The organism is Flavobacterium sandaracinum (assembly GCF_004349135.1).
In the GTDB taxonomy this organism is placed as follows: Bacteria; Bacteroidota; Bacteroidia; order Flavobacteriales; family Flavobacteriaceae; genus Flavobacterium; species Flavobacterium sandaracinum.
This window is the reverse complement of the sequence record NZ_SMFN01000027.1, coordinates 1-19,211: the sequence shown is the minus strand read 5'-3', so window position 1 is coordinate 19,211 and position 19,211 is coordinate 1. Positions and strand designations below refer to the sequence as shown.

Sequence of the window (19,211 nt, the reverse complement as noted above, 5' to 3'; positions counted from 1 at the left end):
TTTTAGTTAAGGAGTAATTCCTTATTCATTTTACAGGCTTCAATGATTTGATGGATATCATTATCAAGAATTTCTTTTTTTATATCGGCAAACCTTAAAAACTCAAGATAAACGGCATCTAGCTGAACTTTTGTAAGTTCATACCCTACTTTTTTGGCTCTGTAAGCCAATGCTGCTCTACCACTTCTCGCTGTTAACACTATTGAAGATTCATTGACACCCACTTCTAATGGATCCATGATTTCATAAGTAGCTCTATTTTTTATTACACCATCTTGATGAATTCCAGAGCTGTGTGCAAAAGCATTAGCACCAACAATCGCTTTATTAGGCTGCACTATCATTCCCATACTTTCAGAAACCAATCTACTCATTTCATTCAGCTGACGTGTATTAATATTAGTATCTAGATTCAAATACGGATGTTGTTTAAAAATCATCACTACTTCTTCTAGTGCTGTGTTTCCCGCCCTTTCACCAATACCGTTTATCGTGCATTCAATCTGTCTCGCTCCATTCACGGCTCCTGCAATTGAATTCGCAGTTGCCATTCCTAAATCATTATGGCAATGACAGGAAAGAATTACATTATCAATCCCTTTTACATTTTCTTTTAAATATTTTATTTTGGCTCCATATTCCTCTGGCAAGCAGTACCCTGTTGTGTCTGGAATATTAAGAACTGTTGCCCCTGATTTAATCACTTCCTCACAGACTCGAGCCAAAAATTCGTTATCTGTTCTTCCAGCATCTTCGGCATAAAATTCAACATCTTCTACATACGATTTGGCATGTGAAACGGCAAATTTTGCTCGGGCAATAATATCTTCTCTGGTGGTATTTAGTTTATGTACAATATGTGATTCCGAAGTTCCTATTCCGGTATGTATACGCGGTCTTTTTGCATATTTTAAAGCTTGTGCTGCAACATCAATATCATTTTTTACTGCTCTTGTTAATCCGCAAACAATAGCGTTTTTAACAACTTTACTTATTTCTGAAACAGATAAAAAATCACCAGGACTTGACACAGGAAAACCAGCTTCGATGATGTCAACACCCATTTCGTCCAGTCGATTTGCTATAACGAGTTTTTGATTGGTATCTAACTTACATCCCGGAACCTGTTCGCCATCTCTTAAAGTGGTATCAAAAATTTGAACTTTCTCTCTATTCATTTTCATTTATTTAATGTAATTTCACATCTTGATAACAAAAATATCTTTCATTACTTTATTATAAAAGTCAATTAAATGAAATATACTGCTCATAAAGCATTTAAATACTTTGTAATCATCTGAAAAACAAAACGTTAAGAGACCACATTTTACAATGGCTAACCATCAAAAAGATTTCTTGTTTGTATTAATTAAATCCCTTTCAAAATCTGAAAAAAGACAATTCAAGATTTTTGCAAGCCGATTAGAAACCAGTTCCAATACAAAATTCATCGAATTATTCAATATCTTGGACAAATCAGAAGTCTATGATGAGAAACTTATTCTAAAAAGTGGCATCATCAAGAAAGTACAATTATCGAATCTAAAATCGTATTTGTACAAGCAAATTCTGGTTAGCATCCGTTTGAATATTCCAAGCCAGAACATTAGGTATCAGTTGAGAGAGCAAATTGATTTTGCTGCCATATTATACAATAAAGGATTGTACAAGCAGAGTTTGAAAATTTTGGACAAAACAAAAATTTCAGCTTTGGAGAATGACGAAAAATTGATGGCGTATGAAATTGTAGAATTCGAAAAATTAATTGAATCACAATACATCACCCGAAGTATTCAAGGACGCGCTGATGAATTAGTCGTTCAAGCCAAAGAATTAAATTATCGCAATACCATTTCCAGTAAATTGTCCAATTTATCTCTTCAGTTATATGGCATTATGCTTAAAACCGGTTATGTAAAAAGTGACGAAGAATATAAATATATAGACGATTATTTCCATAAACACATTTCTAAATTTGATGAGAAAAAATTTGGATTTAGGGAGAAATATTGGTTTTATAACGCCAATCTTTGGAGAAGTTTTCTGGTGCAGGATTTTCTTTCGTGTTACAAATATTCTTTAAAATGGGTGACCTTGTTTTATGATAATCCTAGTATGATTCATTTAAATCCGGTATTTTTTCTAAAAGGAAATCATTATTTGTTGGAATCTTTATACATGTTGAAGTACAAATCTAAATTTAAAAAGTATTTAGAACTGCTTGAAGATACCATCAAAGATTCCCATTTCCCGGTAAATGATAACATTGCGTCATTATCATTTTTATATGTCTACAATAATAAATTGAACTACCATATTCTGGAGGGAACTTTTGCCGAAAGTGAGTATTTAATTCCCGAAGTATTAAATAAATTAAAAATTCATACGGATCATCTTGATGAACACCACGAAATGTTGTTCTATTATAAATTTGCATCTATTTATTTTGGCAACGAAAAATATGCGGAGTGTATCTTTTATTTAGAGAAAATCATAAATAACAAAAATCTCTCGATGCGAGAAGATTTGATGTGTTTTGCCAGATTACTCTGTTTGATTGCGCATTATGAATTAGGAAAAGATTATTATCTGGAAAATCAGTTAAAAAACACCTATAAATTCTTGATCAAAATGAATGATTTACATGAAGTGCAAAAAGAAATCATTAAGTTTTTGAAAAATTTGAACTCCATTTATCCAACAGATATCAAAAAGGAATTTGTAAAAATGAGACAACGATTTATTGAATTGGAAAAAAACACCTATGAAAAAAGAGCTTTCCTTTATCTTGATATTATTTCTTGGCTCGAAAGCAAAATTGAAAACCGAAAAATAAGCGATATTATTAAGGAAAAAGCCAAATTGATTAATCGATAAGACTTTAATTGACGAAAGGAGGTTCAAGACCTCCTTTTTGGTAACTTATATTTTTTTACCGTTGAAAAATTGAAAATTATACCCTATTTATTACGCTAATTTCTCTGTTCTATAAACAATTGGCGGTTCTTGCAACAATGGTTTTACATTTTCGAAAAACGAAATAAGATACGATTGCTCATTATGAAGCTTTAATCCCACTTCATTTTCCCAAATTTCGTGAAAAATAAAAATAGTTGACTCTTCCACACTTTGATGTAAATCGTACTGTAAACAAGCGGCTTCTTTAGTTGAATTTTGAACCAAATCCAGTAATAGTGATTTGAACGTTTCTTTACTTTCTGGTTTACTTTTTAGGATAACTGTTAGATTTATTGGCATAATTAATTTAAAAATAGTTGTGTTAAATGGTTTTGATATACTTTAAGATCATTTTCAACATTTACATTTTTTTCAATGTCATGAAAGTGAATACTTTGCATCGGTTGCATTCCTGTAAAAGCGTTCATTCGGTGAAAACCAAATAACGGTCCTTCATCCACACTATGCTGATTGAAAAATTCTCCAGGTAAAGTAAAAGCTTCTTTTGGTGCATTCCAAGAGGTGGTCAACATATATTTTTTGCCGTGAAGCATTCCTCCTGTTCCGTAATTAATGGTCGGATTTTCAGCGGAACGTCCATCACTTTTATAAATTCCTTTGGCGTGACCTTCAGTAAAAACCACATCAATATATTTTTTAAAACCGTGTGGCAACTGGAACCACCATATTGGCGTGTGGTAAATGATTACATCTGCCCAAACAAATTTCTCCACTTCAGCAACAGGATTGTAATCGTCATTGATGTTCGTAGTTTTCACTTCGAAATCGCTATTCCTCATAAAAAAATTCAAGGTTTCGTTCGAAATAGTTTCATTAAAACGTCCTCCAGAATGGCCAAACTTTTGTCCGCCATTGATTATAAATATTTTTGTCATAATTTCTATTTTAATTTGATTGTGCAAAGTTAGAACGAGAAAGTCTATTATTAAAATAACATAATTCATACCTTTGTATCATAATTATAATAGTTATGGTGAATTTAGAATGGTATCGAACGTTTAAAGCAGTTTATAAAACTGGAACGTTGACCAGCGCAGCGGAAGTATTATTTATTTCACAACCAGGTGTGAGTCTACACTTGAGTTCTTTGGAGAATTATGTGGGTTACAAATTATTTGACCGAACGGGTCGAAAAATGGTTCCTACCGAAAAAGGAAAGGTACTCTATAATTTCATCATTGAAGCATTAACTAAATTGGAGGAAGCCGAGAAAAATTTTCAACGCAGCACCGAGAAAAATACGCCAACAATAAGTGTGGGAATGTGTTTTGAAACATTCCAAATTACACTGGAACAGTATATTTCGACCTTGCCATTTAATGTGATTATTCAATTTGGAGATTATCCTGAAATGGTTGAAAATTTAGAAAAAGGAATTCTGGATTTAATCATTACACCACAAATGGTGGTTAAAAATGCCATCGAATATCAAGCATTTTCATCTGAAACTATTGTGCTTGTTGGCGGTAGCGAAATTGACGATTTGGAATTCAATTCGGTAGGAAAAAATGAAAATTTAGAAGAAATCGAACTTTGGTTAAAGCAACAAAAATGGTACGGAACCACAGGCGACATGGAACATTTGCGTCGTTTTTGGCAATTAAATTTCAATAAGCATCCTGATTTCAGACCTAATTATATTGTTCCAAATCTAAATTCTATCGTACGTTGTTTGAGCAGTGGCAAAGGATTAGCCGTTGTTCCTGATTTTCTTTGCCGTAAAGAAATTGATAATGGAAAGATAAAACTAATTTGGGAAGGAAAAACACCACTAAAAAACACACTCTATTTTGCAACCCGAAAAAAGACAATATATGAGGAAGAAATCGCCTTGATTAAGAAAATCTTCATTGAGTTAAACTAAAATTTGTTATTCTGGAAATATATTTTAATTTTATAAAACACTAAATTTTAAACTTATGAATGGATTTTTCAAGACAATACTCGCAGGTTACGGAGCCAAAAAATTAGGCGGTGGCTGTTTTGGCACAATTCTAATTTTTATAATTATCTATTGGATATTAGGTTATTTTTAGAATTAAAACTCTAAAAATAACCCAATTAAAAACTTATAATTAATATGCCAAGAGGTCTTTTAGATCATTTTCAAATCTACCTTTTGGCAAATATTGATCTTCCAATGCTTTTGTAAAGGGAATTGGTGAGTCTAAACTTGCTACACGTTTTACTGGCGCATCAAGATATTTGAAACAGTTTTCCATTATCATTGCCGAAATATCACTGGCTATTCCACCAAATAGGCTGTCTTCCTGATAAATAATCACTCTTCCTGTTTTCTTCACAGAAGCAAAAATAGCTTCGGTATCCAAAGGCTGTAAGGTTCTTAAATCCAATAAATCTGCCGAAATTTCAGGATTTTTGGCTAAAGTTTCCAAAGCCCAATGTACCGCTGCTCCAAACGAAATAATCGTAACCTGATTTCCTTCTTTCAACAAAGCCGCTTTTCCTAATGGAATTGTGTAGTAGTCTTTTGGTACCTCTTGGTAAACACTTCGGTATAATTGTTTGTGTTCAAAGAAAAGTACAGGATTTGGGTCGTTTATGGAAGTATTCAACAAACCTTTCGCATCATACGGAAATGCTGGATAAACCACTTTTAAACCCGGTGTTTTAGTAAACCAAGCTTCATTGGTTTGCGAATGAAAAGGCCCCGCTTGCGTTCCTCCACCACAAGGCATTCGGACTACAACATCTGCTTTTTCTAACCAACGGTAATGAGATTTGGCTAATAAATTGACAATTGGATTAAATCCCGTCGAAACAAAATCGGCAAACTGCATTTCCACAATCGCTTTGTATCCATTGATTGATAATCCCATTCCTGCTGAAACTACTGCACTTTCGCAAATGGGTGTATTGATAACACGTTCTTTACCAAACTGCGCAACAAAACCATCAGTAATTTTGAAAGCACCACCATATTCAGCAATATCCTGCCCCATGATTACGGAGTTTTCATGACGTTCCATCGATTGTCTCAAACTACTGGAAATGGCATCTATAAAACGAATATTTTCGTTTTCCTCTGATGGATTAACTTGTTCAAATACATACGGTTTGTAAACATCATTTAGTTCTTCACTTAAAGAAGCCTCAATCTCCGGTTCCGCATTGGCAATAGCCAAACTTTCGTCAATATCCTTTTTAATTTCAGCATGTAAAGCCGCATCAAAATCGGTGGTAAGAACGCCGTTTTCGGTTAAATATTTTCTGTAATTTTCAACTGGATCTTTAATCGCCCACATATCCATTAAATCTTGCGGAACGTATTTAGTACCACTCGCCTCTTCATGCCCGCGCATTCTGAAGGTTTTAAATTCCAATAAAACGGGACGTGGATTTTCTTTCATCGAAGCCTTCAATTCGGATAATAAATTAAAGACTTCCAAAATATTATTCCCATCCACAATATGACTTTCCATTCCGTAACCTTTTCCTTTATCAGCCAAATTTTCACAACGATACTGTTCATTGGTTGGCGTAGAAAGTCCATATCCATTATTCTCAATGACAAATAGAACTGGTAATTCCCAAACCGAAGCAATATTCAATGCTTCATGAAAATCACCTTCACTTGTTGCTCCTTCACCGGTAAAAACTGCGGTAACTTTTCCGTTTCTCTTCAATTTATTGGCCAAAGCGATTCCGTCAGCAACTCCTAATTGTGGTCCGAGATGCGAAATCATACCTATAATCTTATATTGTTGTGTTCCAAAGTGAAAACTACGATCACGACCTTTGGTAAATCCATTGGCTTTGCCTTGCCATTGCGAAAAAAGACGGTACAACGGAATGTCTCTTCCCGTAAAAACTCCTAAGTTTCTGTGCATTGGTAAAATGTACTCATCCGAATCTAAAACTGCCGTAACACCAACAGAAATAGCCTCTTGACCTATTCCAGAAAACCATTTGGATACTTTTCCTTGCCGAATAAGAATCAACATTTTCTCCTCTATAAGCCTTGGTTTCAGTATTCTTTTATATAAATCTAATAATTGATTGTCAGTAAGATTTTTTCTATCGAAGATCATTTTTTCAATTTTATTGTATGGTTCAAAGATAAAAAAATATAACAGTTTTGTATTAATTTGTTATATTTTTTCGTGTTGTTTGTAAATTTAAAAATTCAAATATAAAATTATTCTTTACATTTGTATCTGCAAGGTTTTTAACCTTCAAGTTATTAAAAATATTTAAAAGTATGCAAAACATTCCTAGTGTTGACTTGCGTGATTTCCTGTCGGATGACCCGGCACGTAAACAAAAATTTGTAAATGAAATCGGAAGTGCATTTGAAGATATTGGCTTCGTAGCACTCAAAGGGCATTTTTTAAACGACCAGTTGGTTGATGAATTGTATAGTGAAATTAGAAATTTTTTCGCTTTACCTTTAGAAACAAAACACAGTTATGAAATCCCTGGCATAGGCGGACAAAGAGGCTATGTTTCTTTTGGAACAGAGCATGCTAAAGGCAGAAAAGAAGGAGATTTGAAAGAATTTTGGCATTTTGGACAATATGTGTCTGAGAATTCAAAATACGCATCAGAATATCCTGAAAATGTCGAAGTAAAAAAACTTCCTCGTTTTAACGTAGTTGGTAAAGAAGCCTACCAAATGCTGGAGAAAACAGGTGTTTATGTATTAAGAGCTTTGGCTTTGCGTCTCGGTTTAGATGAATTTTATTTTGACAATTATGCCAAAGACGGAAATTCAATCTTAAGACCTATTCATTATCCACCAATCACATCAGAACCAGCAAACGCAATTCGTGCTGCTGCTCATGGTGATATCAACTTGATTACTTTGTTGATGGGTGCGCAAGGAAAAGGATTGCAAGTACAAAACCACAATGGAGAATGGATTGATGCCATTGCTGAACCGGATGAATTAGTGATTAATGTAGGTGATATGTTATCGCGTCATACCAATAACAAATTGAAATCTACGATTCATCAAGTGGTTAATCCACCAAGAGAATTATGGGGAACTTCCCGTTATTCTGTTCCATTTTTTATGCATCCAGTGAGTGATATGCCGTTGAATTGTCTAGAAAACTGTATTGATGCAGAAAACCCAAAACAATTTGAAGATATTACAGCCGGTGATTATTTATACGAGCGCTTAGTAGATTTAGGGCTTATTAAAAAGTAATTCTTAATATATAGTTCAAGGAAGACATCGAGTTCGCTTGATGTCTTTTTGTTTTAAAAAAAATAGGAACGCGGATAACGCAGATTTTAAGGATAAACGCTGATATTTTTATCTATGGGTACAATTTTACATGAAGAATTAACAAAGCCGATAATAAAGATATTCTTTGACGTTTATAATGAGTTAGGATATGGTTTTCTCGAAAGGGTGTATCAAAACGCATTGTATTTTGAACTCAAAGCAAATGGTTTTGATGTTGAAGCGCAAAAAAAAATTAAAGTTTATTATAAAGAAATTGAAGTTGGTGATTATTATGCTGATATTATTGTAAATGATTTAGTAATCTTAGAGTTAAAAGCCCAAGAATATATGGTCGAAGCAAATGAATTTCAATTAATCAATTACCTAAAAGCGACAAATTGCGAAGTTGGACTACTTTTAAACTTTGGTAAAAAGCCGGAATTTATTAGAAAAGTATATCAAAATAATAGAAAATAAAAAATCCGCGACAATCCGTGAAATCCGTTTGATCCGCGTTTAATAATTATAAAGTTATGGACTTACAAGACCAATTAAAAAATCTTTTTCCAGATCACGAACCACTTCCTGAAGAAACAGTTGAAGCCGTTCCGCACGAATTATACGTTCAAAAAGAACCTATGATTTGTAAATTCGAAAAGCGAAAAGGAAAAGCGACTACCATAATTGAGGGTTACGAAGGAAGCGACGCCGATTTTAAAATTCTAGCCAAAGAAATCAAAACAAAATTGAGTGTTGGTGGTACTTTTAAAGATGATGCTATCATCATTCAAGGAGATTATCGCGATAAAATAATGATTATCTTAAAGGAAAAAGGATTCAAAGTAAAACGAGTTGGAGGATGAAAGTGAGCAGTTTGCAGTCTCAGTGAACAGTCTCAGTGAATAGTCTCAGTTTTAATGTTCAGTTGAGCAACTTGAAACTCTGAACTTTAAACTCTAAATTTAAAATAAAAACAAATGATACAATCATCAGAATTAATATTAAATCCAGACGGTAGTGTATACCATTTGAATTTAAAACCAGAACATATTGCACACGACATCATCTTTGTAGGAGATCAAAATCGCGTGGAGAAAATCACTCAATTTTTTGACAGTATTGAATTTTCGACACAAAAAAGAGAATTCAAAACTCAAACCGGTATTTTCAAAGGCAAACGAATTACCGTAATGTCCACAGGAATTGGTCCTGACAATATTGATATTGTAATCAACGAATTGGATGCTTTGGTCAATATCGATTTGGAAACCCGCCAACCAAAAGAAAATTTGACTTCGTTGAACATTATCCGAATTGGAACTTCGGGTTCTTTGCAAGCGGATATTCCTGTAGACAGTTTTGTACTATCAAAATTTGGATTAGGATTAGACAACATGCTTCGCTCCTATTTGATTGACGAAGTTTCGAATCTTGAAATGGAAGATGCTTTTGTGAAACACACCAATTGGGATTTACGAAAAGGTAAACCTTATGTAATCGCTTGTTCTGAAAAATTAGAAAAAATCATAGAGAGCGAAAAAATGCACAAAGGAATTACCGCAACCGCCGGAGGTTTTTACGGTCCACAAGGTCGAGTGTTGCGCTTGAATATTCAAGATGAAGAATTGAATTCTAAAATGGATAATTTTAATTTTGGTGACAACCAAATCACTAATTTAGAGATGGAAACCGCAGCAATTTATGGGCTTTCGGCGCTTTTAGGACATAATGCATTGTCATTAAACGCTATAATTGCCAATCGCGCTTCAGGAACATTTAGCGAAGATCCATACAAAGCCGTTGATGAATTGATTGCGTATACATTGCAGAAAATTGCATTAGGATAAGCAATGCTAATTTTCAAAATCACATACATTTATAGTTTTAAAAAATAATATAAGCTTTTTTAAAACTACTTTTGTTTTTAGAACAAAACGATAATGAAAATAATTCTTACAGGTGCAACAGGAGTTCTAGGATCTCATATTATGTATGAAATTCTGGAACTTTTCATCAACACTAAAATTGATGGAAAACTTTTTATAATTGCCCGAAATAAAGGTAAAAAATCTGCTTTAGATCGCATAAACGAACTTTTATCGAGCAGTTATACGCCAAAAATTATAAAAGAAAAAGGCCTAGAAAAACTACACGAATACATTGAAATCATTGATACCGATTTGGCTGAAATTCAAGATACTTTTTCAAGCCAAATAAAAGATGCTTATTTTATCCATTCTGCTGGATTCGTGAATTTATCTACTGATGAAGCCCAGCGCGAAAAGATTTTTGATGAAAATACAACCATCACCAAATCTATTTTTCAGCTCTTTCATCCTTTTATAAAAAAATTCATTTATATAGGTACCGCTTTTTCTTCGGGAAACCGAAAAGGACTGATCGACAATGATTTTCATAGTTTAGGATTTGAACTAGAGCATCGCAATGCGTATGAAAATGCCAAATTCCATTCGGAAAACTATATCGCTGCAGAATGTAAAAAAATAGATTTACCTTTTCAAATTCTGCGTCCAAGTGTTATTGGCGGAAAAATGTTAGGGACTGAAAATCAATATTTTATATCAAAATATATGGTTTTTTATCTTTTGGCAAAATTCTTTCACTTTACTTCCCAGCGAAAAGGAGATCAAGAAAATGTACGTTTTATTGTGAATCAAGATACCGTTTTGAACATTATCCCTGTTGATTATGTGGCGAAAGTGATAGTCAATACGTTTCAAAGAAATGACATTGAGCAACTGAACATTGTGCACAACAAAAGTTTCAATATGGTTAAAGGACTGCAGTTGATTATGAAAGATGTGGGTTACACTAATTTTACTTTAATACAAAATTCTATTGATTTTACATATAAAAATACGATCGAAAAACTGTATTATGAAAGCATTGGAAAGCACTTAAGTCCATATTTTACAGCTGCTGCCAACGAATACGATACCACGTTATTGAACAGCATTCTGGAAATACCAAAATTGGACCAAGAAGCGTTTACCAAGATGATTACCCATGCAAGATTAAATAATTTTAAAGACATTAATGTGTAATTTAAGGAGCTATTTACTTCGTCAGTTCGCTACGCTCGTGTCCTGCTATACGTTGCAAATGAAATTCACTGAACTCAAATAAAAATAAAAGTATGGTGAATAATCTTTTCCTTTTTGGCAGCAAAAAGAAAAAGGATTTTCACTGCTATCGGGGCTCAATTGTTAACCATCAAATTTTCAATAAAAATGGATCTTATTTTAGAAACCGACCGCTTAATTTTAAGAGAAATGCTCGTTTCAGATGCCAAAGCATTATTTGAAATGGACAGCAACCCTAAGGTACATCAATATCTTTGGAATAAACCATTGACTAAAATTAGCGAAGTACATTCCTATATAGAACTTGTTAGAGCACAATACATTCAAAATAATATTGGACGATTCGTGATTGTTTTGAAAGAAACCAATGAATTAATTGGTTGGGCTGGATTAAAATACAACATCGAAATGGTAAATAAAAAGGTTGACTTTTACGATATTGGCTATCGGTTAAATGAAAAATTCTGGGGCAATGGATACGCCAGCGAAGCCAGTTTTGCTTGGTTGGATTATGGTTTTAATGTAATGAAAGTCAAAATCATGGAAGCTGCAGCGCATACAGATAATATCGCCTCAAACACAATATTACAAAAAATCGGACTGAAAATGACCGAGCAATATCTTGAAGATGGTATTTCTTGGAACTGGTATGAATTAAAAAATCCTAATGTATAATGACTATAATAAAAATTGCAGGCGTTCCAGAACATTTTAATTTACCTTGGCATTTAGCCATAGAAAACGGAGATTTCGAAAAAGAAAATATCGATTTACAATGGACTGATGTTCCCGAAGGAACCGGAAAAATGTGTCAAATGCTTCGGGATAGTGAAACAGATATCGCCGTAATCCTTACCGAAGGAATTGTAAAAGATATCGTTGCTGGAAATCCAAGTAAAATAGTTCAGACTTATGTGGAAACTCCATTGATTTGGGGAATACATGTAGCAGCAAAATCAAATTATAAGACATTAGCCGACTTAGAAAACAAAAAGGTTGCTATTTCAAGATTAGGTTCCGGTTCGCAATTAATGGCGTATGTCAATGCTGATAATCAAGGATGGAAAACAGATAATCTGGAGTTTGAAATTATAAATACCATTGATGGCGCTGTCGAAGCCTTGACAAATGGAACTGCTGATTATTTTATGTGGGAACGTTTTATGACTAAACCACTTGTGGATAAAGGTATTTTTCGAAGAATTGCAGATTGCCCTACACCATGGCCTTGTTTTGTAATTGCAGTTCGAGAAGAAGTTTTGGAAAATAATCCAGCTATTATTTTAAAAATTTTAGCGATCATTAATCAAACTACAGAAGATTTTAAAGATATTCCAAGTATTGACAAAACGTTGGCTTCAAATTACCATCAAAAAATTGAAGATATTCAAGAATGGTTGTCTTTAACAGAGTGGTCGCAAAAACTATTAACCCCAGAAATGTTAAACAAAGTTCAAAATCAACTTTTTCAACTTAAAATTATCGATAAAAAAGGTACTTTTGAGGATATTGTAAAAACAGTATAGATTACTGTTTTTATTTTTCACTATGATAAAAATAAAAAAAATTAATTTTCAAGGTCTAAAACAGCGATTTCAGGTAAAAAAACCTTGGGATGACGTTATTATTCTTGTCCTAAACATATTAATTGCTATACCCCTTTTTATCATTGTTCATCAAAATTTAATTAATCCAAACTGGTTTTTAAATATTGATAGAGTAGTTCTATTTTTAGTAATGATTGTAGTCATTCAAATTATCCTTCGATTTCTAAGAACGATTATTCTCTTTTGCATTATTATATATTTATTAGTTTTAGTTTATGGTTCTACTATTGGAAACTATGGATTTAACAGCGTTTTTGAAGATTATAATTCAATTATGTATACCATGTCTGATAATCCATATCCGCAAGACATCATCATTGCAAAATTGCTACCATTTCCTAACAAATCAAAAATTGTAAATGCGATAGAATATCAAAATCCTAAAGTTAGGAACTTTGCAATTATGGCTACTTCAAAACATTTTAAAAATCTGAAAGGATATTCTGATTACAGAACTATCATACAATGTTTTGCTGTTTTTAAAGAAATAAATAGTAGATGGAATTATGTAAGCGATCCAAAAGCACGCGATTATATTGCTACAGCTACAGAATCACTGCTTTATTTTTCCGGCGATTGTGATGATCATTCCATACTAATGGCAGCCAGTATCAAGTCTATTGGAGGAACTCCCCGACTGATACATACTACAGGACATATTTATCCAGAAATACTGATTGGTTCTCAGACTGATCTTGAAAAAGTTAACTTTCTAATAAAAAATATTTTATTTATAAATGAAAGTAAAGACAACAAACTCCATTATCACGTTGATGAGCGCGGACAAATCTGGATGAACCTAGATTATACAGCCAAATATCCCGGAGGACCCTTTATGTCTGAAGAAATCCTCGGTGCTTTGACATTGGATTAATACCATTTTTGTTTTTCTTATTTGCAAATAAATAGCTTTCATTTAGTATTATCTGAAAGTGAAAATGGTGTTAATTTGAGTTTTAACCATTTAAATTTTGTTATCTTAACCAAACTTAAGATTCCTATTTAATTTAGTGTACTATGAAAAATTCAAAGCTCAAAGCATTTATACCTTTTTTTTATCTCGTGTGGTCAGACGATCTATTAACTAATACAGAATTTTTAACTTTACAAAAATTTATCCTTTCCCAGAGTTGGCTTTCCAATGAGGAACGAGAAAATCTTCTTTCAAAACTTGCCGTTTCATCGCCTCCATCCAGAGAGGTAGTAGACCATTGGAAATTTGAGATTGAGACCGTTATTCAAGAAAATCCTTCGGTCAAATCTCTTTTTAATCTTTCTATCTTACTTTCTGAAATGGATAAAATTATCAAAGATCAAAGCGCTGCTTTTGTTCAACTCGAAATTGATTTAGGAATTTCAGGTGAGGAAGCTATGGGCAATTTCAAAACTTTAGCCAATACCTTTACCTCAAAGGATCAAACCAACAATAGATTTGAGATAGAAAAACTAACTCAAATTCTTGATGGAAAACAAGCCGCAATTATTAAAAAAGTAAAGTCTGTTATTAGCCGTCCTGAATTTGCTTACGAAACGTCTACTGATACCGCAGTTTATCGTGAAAAAGTTTACAGCTGGTGTAAAACATTAGCAGATGAAAACTTAGGAAATATGGCCTATCCGAAGCAATATGGTGGTGGTGAAAACATCGCCGATTATTTTGCTATAATGGAAACATTGAGTTACCACGATTTAAGTTTAGTAATCAAGTTTGGCGTGCAATTTGGACTTTGGGGAATGAGCGTTCAATCTCTTGGTACAGAAAAACACTATAGTAAGTACTTAAAAGATATTGGTTCACTCCAGCTTCCAGGCTGTTTTGCTATGACGGAAACAAATCATGGTTCTAATGTAAAAGGAATGGAAACGACAGCTACCTACAATCATAAAAACCAAACATTTACCATTCATACACCACACGAAAAGGCGCAGAAAGAATACATTGGTAATGCAGCAGTACACGGACAAATGGCTACAGTTTTTGCTAAATTAATCATTGGTGAAACTGATTATGGGGTGAATGCCTTTATCGTTCCGCTTCGGGATGCTAACAGTACCGTTCTTGAGGGAATTACTATTGGTGATTGCGGACTTAAAATGGGTCTTAATGGGGTTGATAATGGAACTATTCGCTTTGATAATGTTGTGATTCCAAAAGAAAACATGCTAGATCGATTTGCTTCTATTAATGAAAAAGGCGAATTTGAAAGCCCAATTCCTAGCGATAATAGACGCTTTTTTACCATGCTAGGAACCTTGGTTGGAGGCCGAATTGGAATTCCGAGATCTGCCTTGGCTGCAGCCAAATCAGGATTAACAATAGCCATTAAATATAGCGACCAGCGCAAACAATTTGGTCCAGAAGGAGGTTCAGAAGTTCCTATATTAAATTACCGCATTCATCAACGCAGACTGCTACCGTTGCTGGCAAAAACGTATGCAACCCATTTTGCTTTACAATACGTTACGAAGCGTTTCATAGCTAAAAACGAATCTGAAATGCAGGAAATTGAATCCCTTGCTGCTGGCATGAAAGCCTACTCTACTTGGAATACGACTGCTGTTTTGCAAGAATGTCGCGAGGCTTGTGGAGGTAAAGCTTATTTATCCGAAAATCGTATCGACGCCTTAAAAAATGATACCGAAATCTATACTACTTTTGAAGGAGACAATACCGTATTAATGCAATTAGTAGCTAAAAACCGTTTGTCAGAATTTCGAAAATCATTTGGACAAATGGATGCCATGGGAATAATCAACTATGTTTATGAAAATGCTAAAACAGTTATTTCTGAAAAAAATCCAATTGTAACCCGAAAAACCGAGGATGCTCATTTAATGGATGGAGAGTTTCATTTGGAGGCTTTTCAATACCGAGAAAAAACAACTTTAGCTTCGGCAGCAAAGCGTTTGAAAAAACTAATTGACAGCGGACTAGATCCTTACGATGCCTTTAATATAGTTCAGCATCAAATGATTGATGTTGCTCAAGCCTATCTCGAACGAATTGTTTTAGAGCAGTTTCAAGAAGGTATTCGTTTGATAGAAGATCAAAAAAGTAAAGAAATCATGGTAAAAATGTGTCAATTATATGCGCTTTCTCAAATTGAAAAAAATAAAGGATGGTACCTAGAAGATGGGTATATGGAAGCCGTAAAAACTAAAGCAATACGCAAGATGGTCAATCAGCTTTGCTGGGAAATTAGACCAGATGCTGTTTCCTTAGTTAATGCTTTTGCTATTCCTGACAGCTGCCTTGCTGCCCCAATTGCCTTTTTAAAACATTGATCTGTAATTAATCAATCACTTTTTTATTTTTCAAAATCTAAGTGATATAATAATATTTAGCCAGTTTTATTGGTTCTATTTGTTTATTATCTAGCTCTAAAAGTGTGTTTTCGATCATTTCGGACATCGCATTTAGAGCTAAATCATTGGGCTCTATACCAAATGGATCTTCTAACTCATCAGCAATCGCTTCAAGAGCTACAAAGGTATAGGCAATAAAAACAGTTACAAAAGGTAAAGTCCATAACATGCTTTCGCCAAAACCAAAAGGAAGTAAAAAGCAATAAATATATACTGTGCGATGCAGTAAAACACTATAGGTATAAGGTATGGGTGTACTAGCAATCCTTTCGCAACCTCCTATAATATCTGACAATTTATTTAGATTTTCATCAAAAGCAACCTGTGTGATACTATCTAATTTACCCTCTTTTTTTGCTGTATTTACCCAAAGTCCGAGTTCTTTTAAAATAATAATGGGTTTGTAAACTGCTGTTTGCATTTTTTTATCCAACGAATTTACTAATAGGCGATTCATATCAGAATCAGCATTCGTTTTTCTTAATTGGTGCTTTAAAGCATGAACCAATGCGATCAGGAGTAGTATAAACTGAGTACGTTGTTTGTGATAATCCAACCCGTCTATCAACGTATGTGATTGTCTAGCAAGCGAACGAGTATCATTTAAAAGTGCTCCCCAAAGCTTTCGGCCTTCCCAAAAACGATCATAACTGACCGTATTTCTGAATCCAAGGAAAATAGCCAAGGCAATTCCGAAAAGCGTAAAAATAGCTGGATTAATATAAAGGTGATATCCAAGTAAAGTATCTCTAAAATAAACAATAGCTATAGTATAGAGGAACAGTATAAATAAGCGCGGCAATAATTGAGGAAGAACGGAACCATTCCATTCAAAAAGCATTCCAAACCAGTTTGTTTTTTTCTTTATAATCATACCGCAAATTTAGTAAAATATACCAATTCCCAGGCTACGTTTATATTTGGTTTCCGATAATTAGAAAAGTCGGAAATGGGGCAATGGGAACACTATGGGTAATTTTTACACAGTTGTAAAAACCTTACATCATAGTAAGTATTTGATTTTCAGTGTTTATTTTATTTGGAATAGTACTTGACTACTTTTAAAAAAATAAAAACCTCAATCTAGCCCATCATATGAAAACACAAACCTTAACACCACAAAAAACTCTCTTTACCAAGAAAGAATCAGCAACTGTAACCGAACAAAAACAAGATCAAAGTAAATTGTTTAATCGAATCGTTTTATCAGCTACTATGGTGCTGTTGATTATGGGCGCTATACTAGTATACTTTCAACAACCCGATTTATACCGTTTTAACCAAAGTAGAATTAACTCGCCAATAGGATTTGCTTTTCTATCAGTTACTATAGCTTTGCTGATTTTTAAAGTTGGATTCTTACTGTATAATGTATACTTGTACTTTCAGTATAAAGCCATTGAATCAGTGTCTGAGGAATTGTTGCCCACCTGTACCATAATTGTTCCTGCTTACAACGAAGGTAACCTGGTATATCAGACATTATTGAGTATTGCCAATAGTGATTTTCCAAAACATAAATTACAAATTTTAGCAATCGATGATGGAAGTAAAGATGATACATGGTATTGGATGAAAAAAGCAAAAGAAGAGTTAGGTGATCAAATAGTTGTTTTTCAACAACCTGAAAATAGAGGTAAAAGACACGCATTATACCGTGGTTTCAACTTAGGAACTGGTGAAATTTTTGTAACTATTGACAGTGATTCGATTATTAAACCAAATACATTAAGAAACTTAGTAAGTCCATTTGTAGTAGATAAAAATTGTGGAGCTGTTGCAGGAAATGTTCGTGTCTTGAATAAACAAAGCGCTATTTTGCCTAAAATGCTAAACGTAAGTTTTGTTATGAGTTTCGAATTTGTGCGATCGGTAGAAAGTCAATTAGGAAGTGTATTATGTACTCCAGGAGCTTTAGCCGCTTATCGCAGTTCGGCTGTTTTCAAATGTCTTCCAGAGTGGATTAACCAGACTTTTATGGGTGTAGCTTCTGATATTGGTGAAGATCGTGCGATGACTAATATGATATTAAAGCAAGGTGAAAAAGTACTTTTTCAACGCAATGCATTAGTTCTAACAGATGTTCCGGAAAAATATCAGGGATTGTACAAAATGTTCATTCGTTGGGGTAGAAGTAATGTTCGTGAAAATTTAGCTATGGCAAAATATGTTTTTACTGACTTTAAAAAAGAATCCAAAGTTGGAACGAGATTGTTATTTACAAACCAATTTCTAACAATTTTGATGACTTACCCGTTTCTACTTTTTATGTTATTTTTTATCATCGTCCATCCATTATTATTTTTAAGTTCTACACTTCTAGGAATACTCATTTTATCTAGTTTTCCAATGCTTTTTTATGCTAAAAAGTATAGTATTTCAGAGTCCTTATGGGCTTATGCCTACAGCGTACTATTTACTTTTGGACTTTTTTGGATTTCACCTTATGCCATTGCAACTGCTGGCCGTAGCGGTTGGTTGACTCGAGAATTGTCTCAAAAATAAAAGATAATACAGCGATATCTACTTAAAGTTACTCAACAAGAATAGTAGGATTTCATTATGGTTGCTAGTACAAGATATGCTGACAAAAAAAACCGTCACAATAAATTGCCCCCAAAAAGTTTGATACTATTTGGGGGTATTTTTATAGAAATAAAAGGGATCAAGACAAAATGTTGTGGGGAAATATTAAAATCTAGATATTTGTGTTTCCAAATTATACCAAATGCAAGACTCCTATAGCGAACTAATCAAGTTATTATTACCTGAAATCATTGTTGAATATTTTGAATTGACGTCTTACAAGAAAGGAGATGAAGTCTTGCATATATTTCTTAAAGAGATAAATTCGATTCCTAAAGAATACAGACCGTATAAGTTAAGCTCAAAAGGCTTCTTTGATGAAATTACAGTTCAGGATTTTCCTATTCGGGGACATCAGGTATATCTACATATTAC

18 protein-coding genes are annotated in these 19,211 nt (G+C 33.6%); 13 read left to right on the top strand and 5 right to left on the bottom strand.

The features are described from left to right. Positions 1-2: 2 nt before the first annotated feature. Positions 3-1,178 carry a 2-isopropylmalate synthase gene (locus E0F91_RS15970; protein ID WP_132067415.1) on the bottom strand — a complete coding sequence of 392 codons (1,176 nt, stop codon included), beginning with the start codon at positions 1,176-1,178 and terminating at the stop codon, positions 3-5. Positions 1,179-1,332: 154 nt separating this feature from the next. On the opposite strand from E0F91_RS15970, the gene E0F91_RS15965 reads away from it, so the two are divergent. Further along, on the top strand, positions 1,333-2,877 hold the full coding sequence (locus E0F91_RS15965) for a hypothetical protein (RefSeq protein ID WP_132067414.1): 1,545 nt from the start codon (positions 1,333-1,335) through the stop codon (positions 2,875-2,877). A gap of 90 nt (positions 2,878-2,967) precedes the next feature. Here the strand turns inward: E0F91_RS15965 and E0F91_RS15960 are convergent, their stop codons facing one another. Together E0F91_RS15960 and E0F91_RS15955 are read right to left on the bottom strand one after the other, a co-directional pair. Further along, entirely contained in the window at positions 2,968-3,258 is a 291-nt protein-coding gene (locus tag E0F91_RS15960; protein ID WP_132067413.1) for a putative quinol monooxygenase, read from the bottom strand. A 2-nt stretch (positions 3,259-3,260) separates the two neighbouring features. Next, a complete protein-coding gene (locus E0F91_RS15955) occupies positions 3,261-3,854 on the bottom strand; it encodes an NAD(P)H-dependent oxidoreductase (protein WP_132067412.1) in 594 nt (197 codons plus the stop codon). A gap of 95 nt (positions 3,855-3,949) precedes the next feature. On the opposite strand from E0F91_RS15955, the gene E0F91_RS15950 reads away from it, so the two are divergent. Then, positions 3,950-4,843 carry a LysR family transcriptional regulator gene (locus tag E0F91_RS15950; RefSeq protein ID WP_132067411.1) on the top strand — a complete coding sequence of 298 codons (894 nt, stop codon included), beginning with the start codon at positions 3,950-3,952 and terminating at the stop codon, positions 4,841-4,843. 211 nt (positions 4,844-5,054) lie between these two features. On the opposite strand, the gene E0F91_RS15945 is transcribed toward E0F91_RS15950, so the two are convergent. Beyond that, positions 5,055-7,031 carry an alpha-ketoacid dehydrogenase subunit alpha/beta gene (locus tag E0F91_RS15945; RefSeq protein WP_132067410.1) on the bottom strand — a complete coding sequence of 659 codons (1,977 nt, stop codon included), beginning with the start codon at positions 7,029-7,031 and terminating at the stop codon, positions 5,055-5,057. Between the two features lie 170 nt (positions 7,032-7,201). Here E0F91_RS15945 and E0F91_RS15940 point away from each other — a divergent pair, with 170 nt between their 5' ends. The 9 genes from E0F91_RS15940 (at position 7,202) to E0F91_RS15900 (ending at position 16,169) form a co-directional block, all read left to right on the top strand. Next, positions 7,202-8,152, top strand: a complete 951-nt coding sequence (locus E0F91_RS15940) for an isopenicillin N synthase family dioxygenase (RefSeq protein ID WP_132067409.1) — start codon at positions 7,202-7,204, stop codon at positions 8,150-8,152. A 114-nt stretch (positions 8,153-8,266) separates the two neighbouring features. After that, the gene (locus E0F91_RS15935) at positions 8,267-8,650 is read left to right on the top strand and encodes a GxxExxY protein (RefSeq protein WP_132067408.1); all 384 of its coding nucleotides are present in this window, start codon (positions 8,267-8,269) and stop codon (positions 8,648-8,650) included. A 56-nt stretch (positions 8,651-8,706) separates the two neighbouring features. Further along, positions 8,707-9,036: a translation initiation factor gene (locus E0F91_RS15930; protein WP_073351110.1), complete on the top strand. Its 330-nt coding sequence runs from the start codon at positions 8,707-8,709 to the stop codon at positions 9,034-9,036. A gap of 114 nt (positions 9,037-9,150) precedes the next feature. Next, on the top strand, positions 9,151-10,020 hold the full coding sequence (locus E0F91_RS15925) for a nucleoside phosphorylase (protein ID WP_132067407.1): 870 nt from the start codon (positions 9,151-9,153) through the stop codon (positions 10,018-10,020). A 93-nt stretch (positions 10,021-10,113) separates the two neighbouring features. Continuing rightward, positions 10,114-11,238: an SDR family oxidoreductase gene (locus E0F91_RS15920; RefSeq protein ID WP_132067406.1), complete on the top strand. Its 1,125-nt coding sequence runs from the start codon at positions 10,114-10,116 to the stop codon at positions 11,236-11,238. A 186-nt stretch (positions 11,239-11,424) separates the two neighbouring features. Beyond that, positions 11,425-11,952, top strand: coding sequence for a GNAT family N-acetyltransferase (locus E0F91_RS15915; RefSeq protein ID WP_132067405.1), 528 nt, complete (start codon positions 11,425-11,427; stop codon positions 11,950-11,952). Next, positions 11,952-12,803, top strand: a complete 852-nt coding sequence (locus tag E0F91_RS15910) for a substrate-binding domain-containing protein (protein WP_132067404.1) — start codon at positions 11,952-11,954, stop codon at positions 12,801-12,803. Before E0F91_RS15915 ends, E0F91_RS15910 begins: the two co-directional genes overlap by 1 nt. 22 nt (positions 12,804-12,825) lie before the next feature. Further along, positions 12,826-13,758: a transglutaminase gene (locus E0F91_RS15905; protein ID WP_132067403.1), complete on the top strand. Its 933-nt coding sequence runs from the start codon at positions 12,826-12,828 to the stop codon at positions 13,756-13,758. A gap of 143 nt (positions 13,759-13,901) precedes the next feature. Continuing rightward, positions 13,902-16,169, top strand: coding sequence for an acyl-CoA dehydrogenase family protein (locus tag E0F91_RS15900; protein ID WP_132067402.1), 2,268 nt, complete (start codon positions 13,902-13,904; stop codon positions 16,167-16,169). 37 nt (positions 16,170-16,206) lie between these two features. Here E0F91_RS15900 and E0F91_RS15895 read toward each other — a convergent pair whose 3' ends face one another. Next, on the bottom strand, positions 16,207-17,124 hold the full coding sequence (locus E0F91_RS15895; RefSeq protein ID WP_132067401.1) for a bestrophin family protein: 918 nt from the start codon (positions 17,122-17,124) through the stop codon (positions 16,207-16,209). 221 nt (positions 17,125-17,345) lie between these two features. On the opposite strand from E0F91_RS15895, the gene E0F91_RS15890 reads away from it, so the two are divergent. Together E0F91_RS15890 and E0F91_RS15885 are read left to right on the top strand one after the other, a co-directional pair. Further along, positions 17,346-18,755: a glycosyltransferase family 2 protein gene (locus tag E0F91_RS15890; protein WP_132067400.1), complete on the top strand. Its 1,410-nt coding sequence runs from the start codon at positions 17,346-17,348 to the stop codon at positions 18,753-18,755. Positions 18,756-18,978: 223 nt separating this feature from the next. Then, positions 18,979-19,211 (top strand): ISAon1 family transposase N-terminal region protein (locus E0F91_RS15885; RefSeq protein ID WP_207919034.1); only part of this gene is annotated, 233 nt, incomplete at its 3' end.

Excerpts from the sequence above, each read along its gene's own strand:
- E0F91_RS15905 (WP_132067403.1), top strand. The coding sequence starts at position 12,826 with ATGATAAAAATAAAAAAAATTAATTTTCAAGGTCTAAAACAGCGATTT.
- E0F91_RS15960 (WP_132067413.1), bottom strand. The coding sequence starts at position 3,258 with ATGCCAATAAATCTAACAGTTATCCTAAAAAGTAAACCAGAAAGTAAA.
- E0F91_RS15925 (WP_132067407.1), top strand. The coding sequence starts at position 9,151 with ATGATACAATCATCAGAATTAATATTAAATCCAGACGGTAGTGTATAC.
- E0F91_RS15915 (WP_132067405.1), top strand. The coding sequence starts at position 11,425 with ATGGATCTTATTTTAGAAACCGACCGCTTAATTTTAAGAGAAATGCTC.
- E0F91_RS15910 (WP_132067404.1), top strand. The coding sequence starts at position 11,952 with ATGACTATAATAAAAATTGCAGGCGTTCCAGAACATTTTAATTTACCT.
- E0F91_RS15965 (WP_132067414.1), top strand. The coding sequence starts at position 1,333 with ATGGCTAACCATCAAAAAGATTTCTTGTTTGTATTAATTAAATCCCTT.
- E0F91_RS15890 (WP_132067400.1), top strand. The coding sequence starts at position 17,346 with ATGAAAACACAAACCTTAACACCACAAAAAACTCTCTTTACCAAGAAA.
- E0F91_RS15940 (WP_132067409.1), top strand. The coding sequence starts at position 7,202 with ATGCAAAACATTCCTAGTGTTGACTTGCGTGATTTCCTGTCGGATGAC.
- E0F91_RS15930 (WP_073351110.1), top strand. The coding sequence starts at position 8,707 with ATGGACTTACAAGACCAATTAAAAAATCTTTTTCCAGATCACGAACCA.
- E0F91_RS15950 (WP_132067411.1), top strand. The coding sequence starts at position 3,950 with ATGGTGAATTTAGAATGGTATCGAACGTTTAAAGCAGTTTATAAAACT.
- E0F91_RS15970 (WP_132067415.1), bottom strand. The coding sequence starts at position 1,178 with ATGAATAGAGAGAAAGTTCAAATTTTTGATACCACTTTAAGAGATGGC.
- E0F91_RS15895 (WP_132067401.1), bottom strand. The coding sequence starts at position 17,124 with ATGATTATAAAGAAAAAAACAAACTGGTTTGGAATGCTTTTTGAATGG.
- E0F91_RS15920 (WP_132067406.1), top strand. The coding sequence starts at position 10,114 with ATGAAAATAATTCTTACAGGTGCAACAGGAGTTCTAGGATCTCATATT.
- E0F91_RS15945 (WP_132067410.1), bottom strand. The coding sequence starts at position 7,031 with ATGATCTTCGATAGAAAAAATCTTACTGACAATCAATTATTAGATTTA.
- E0F91_RS15955 (WP_132067412.1), bottom strand. The coding sequence starts at position 3,854 with ATGACAAAAATATTTATAATCAATGGCGGACAAAAGTTTGGCCATTCT.
- E0F91_RS15935 (WP_132067408.1), top strand. The coding sequence starts at position 8,267 with ATGGGTACAATTTTACATGAAGAATTAACAAAGCCGATAATAAAGATA.
- E0F91_RS15900 (WP_132067402.1), top strand. The coding sequence starts at position 13,902 with ATGAAAAATTCAAAGCTCAAAGCATTTATACCTTTTTTTTATCTCGTG.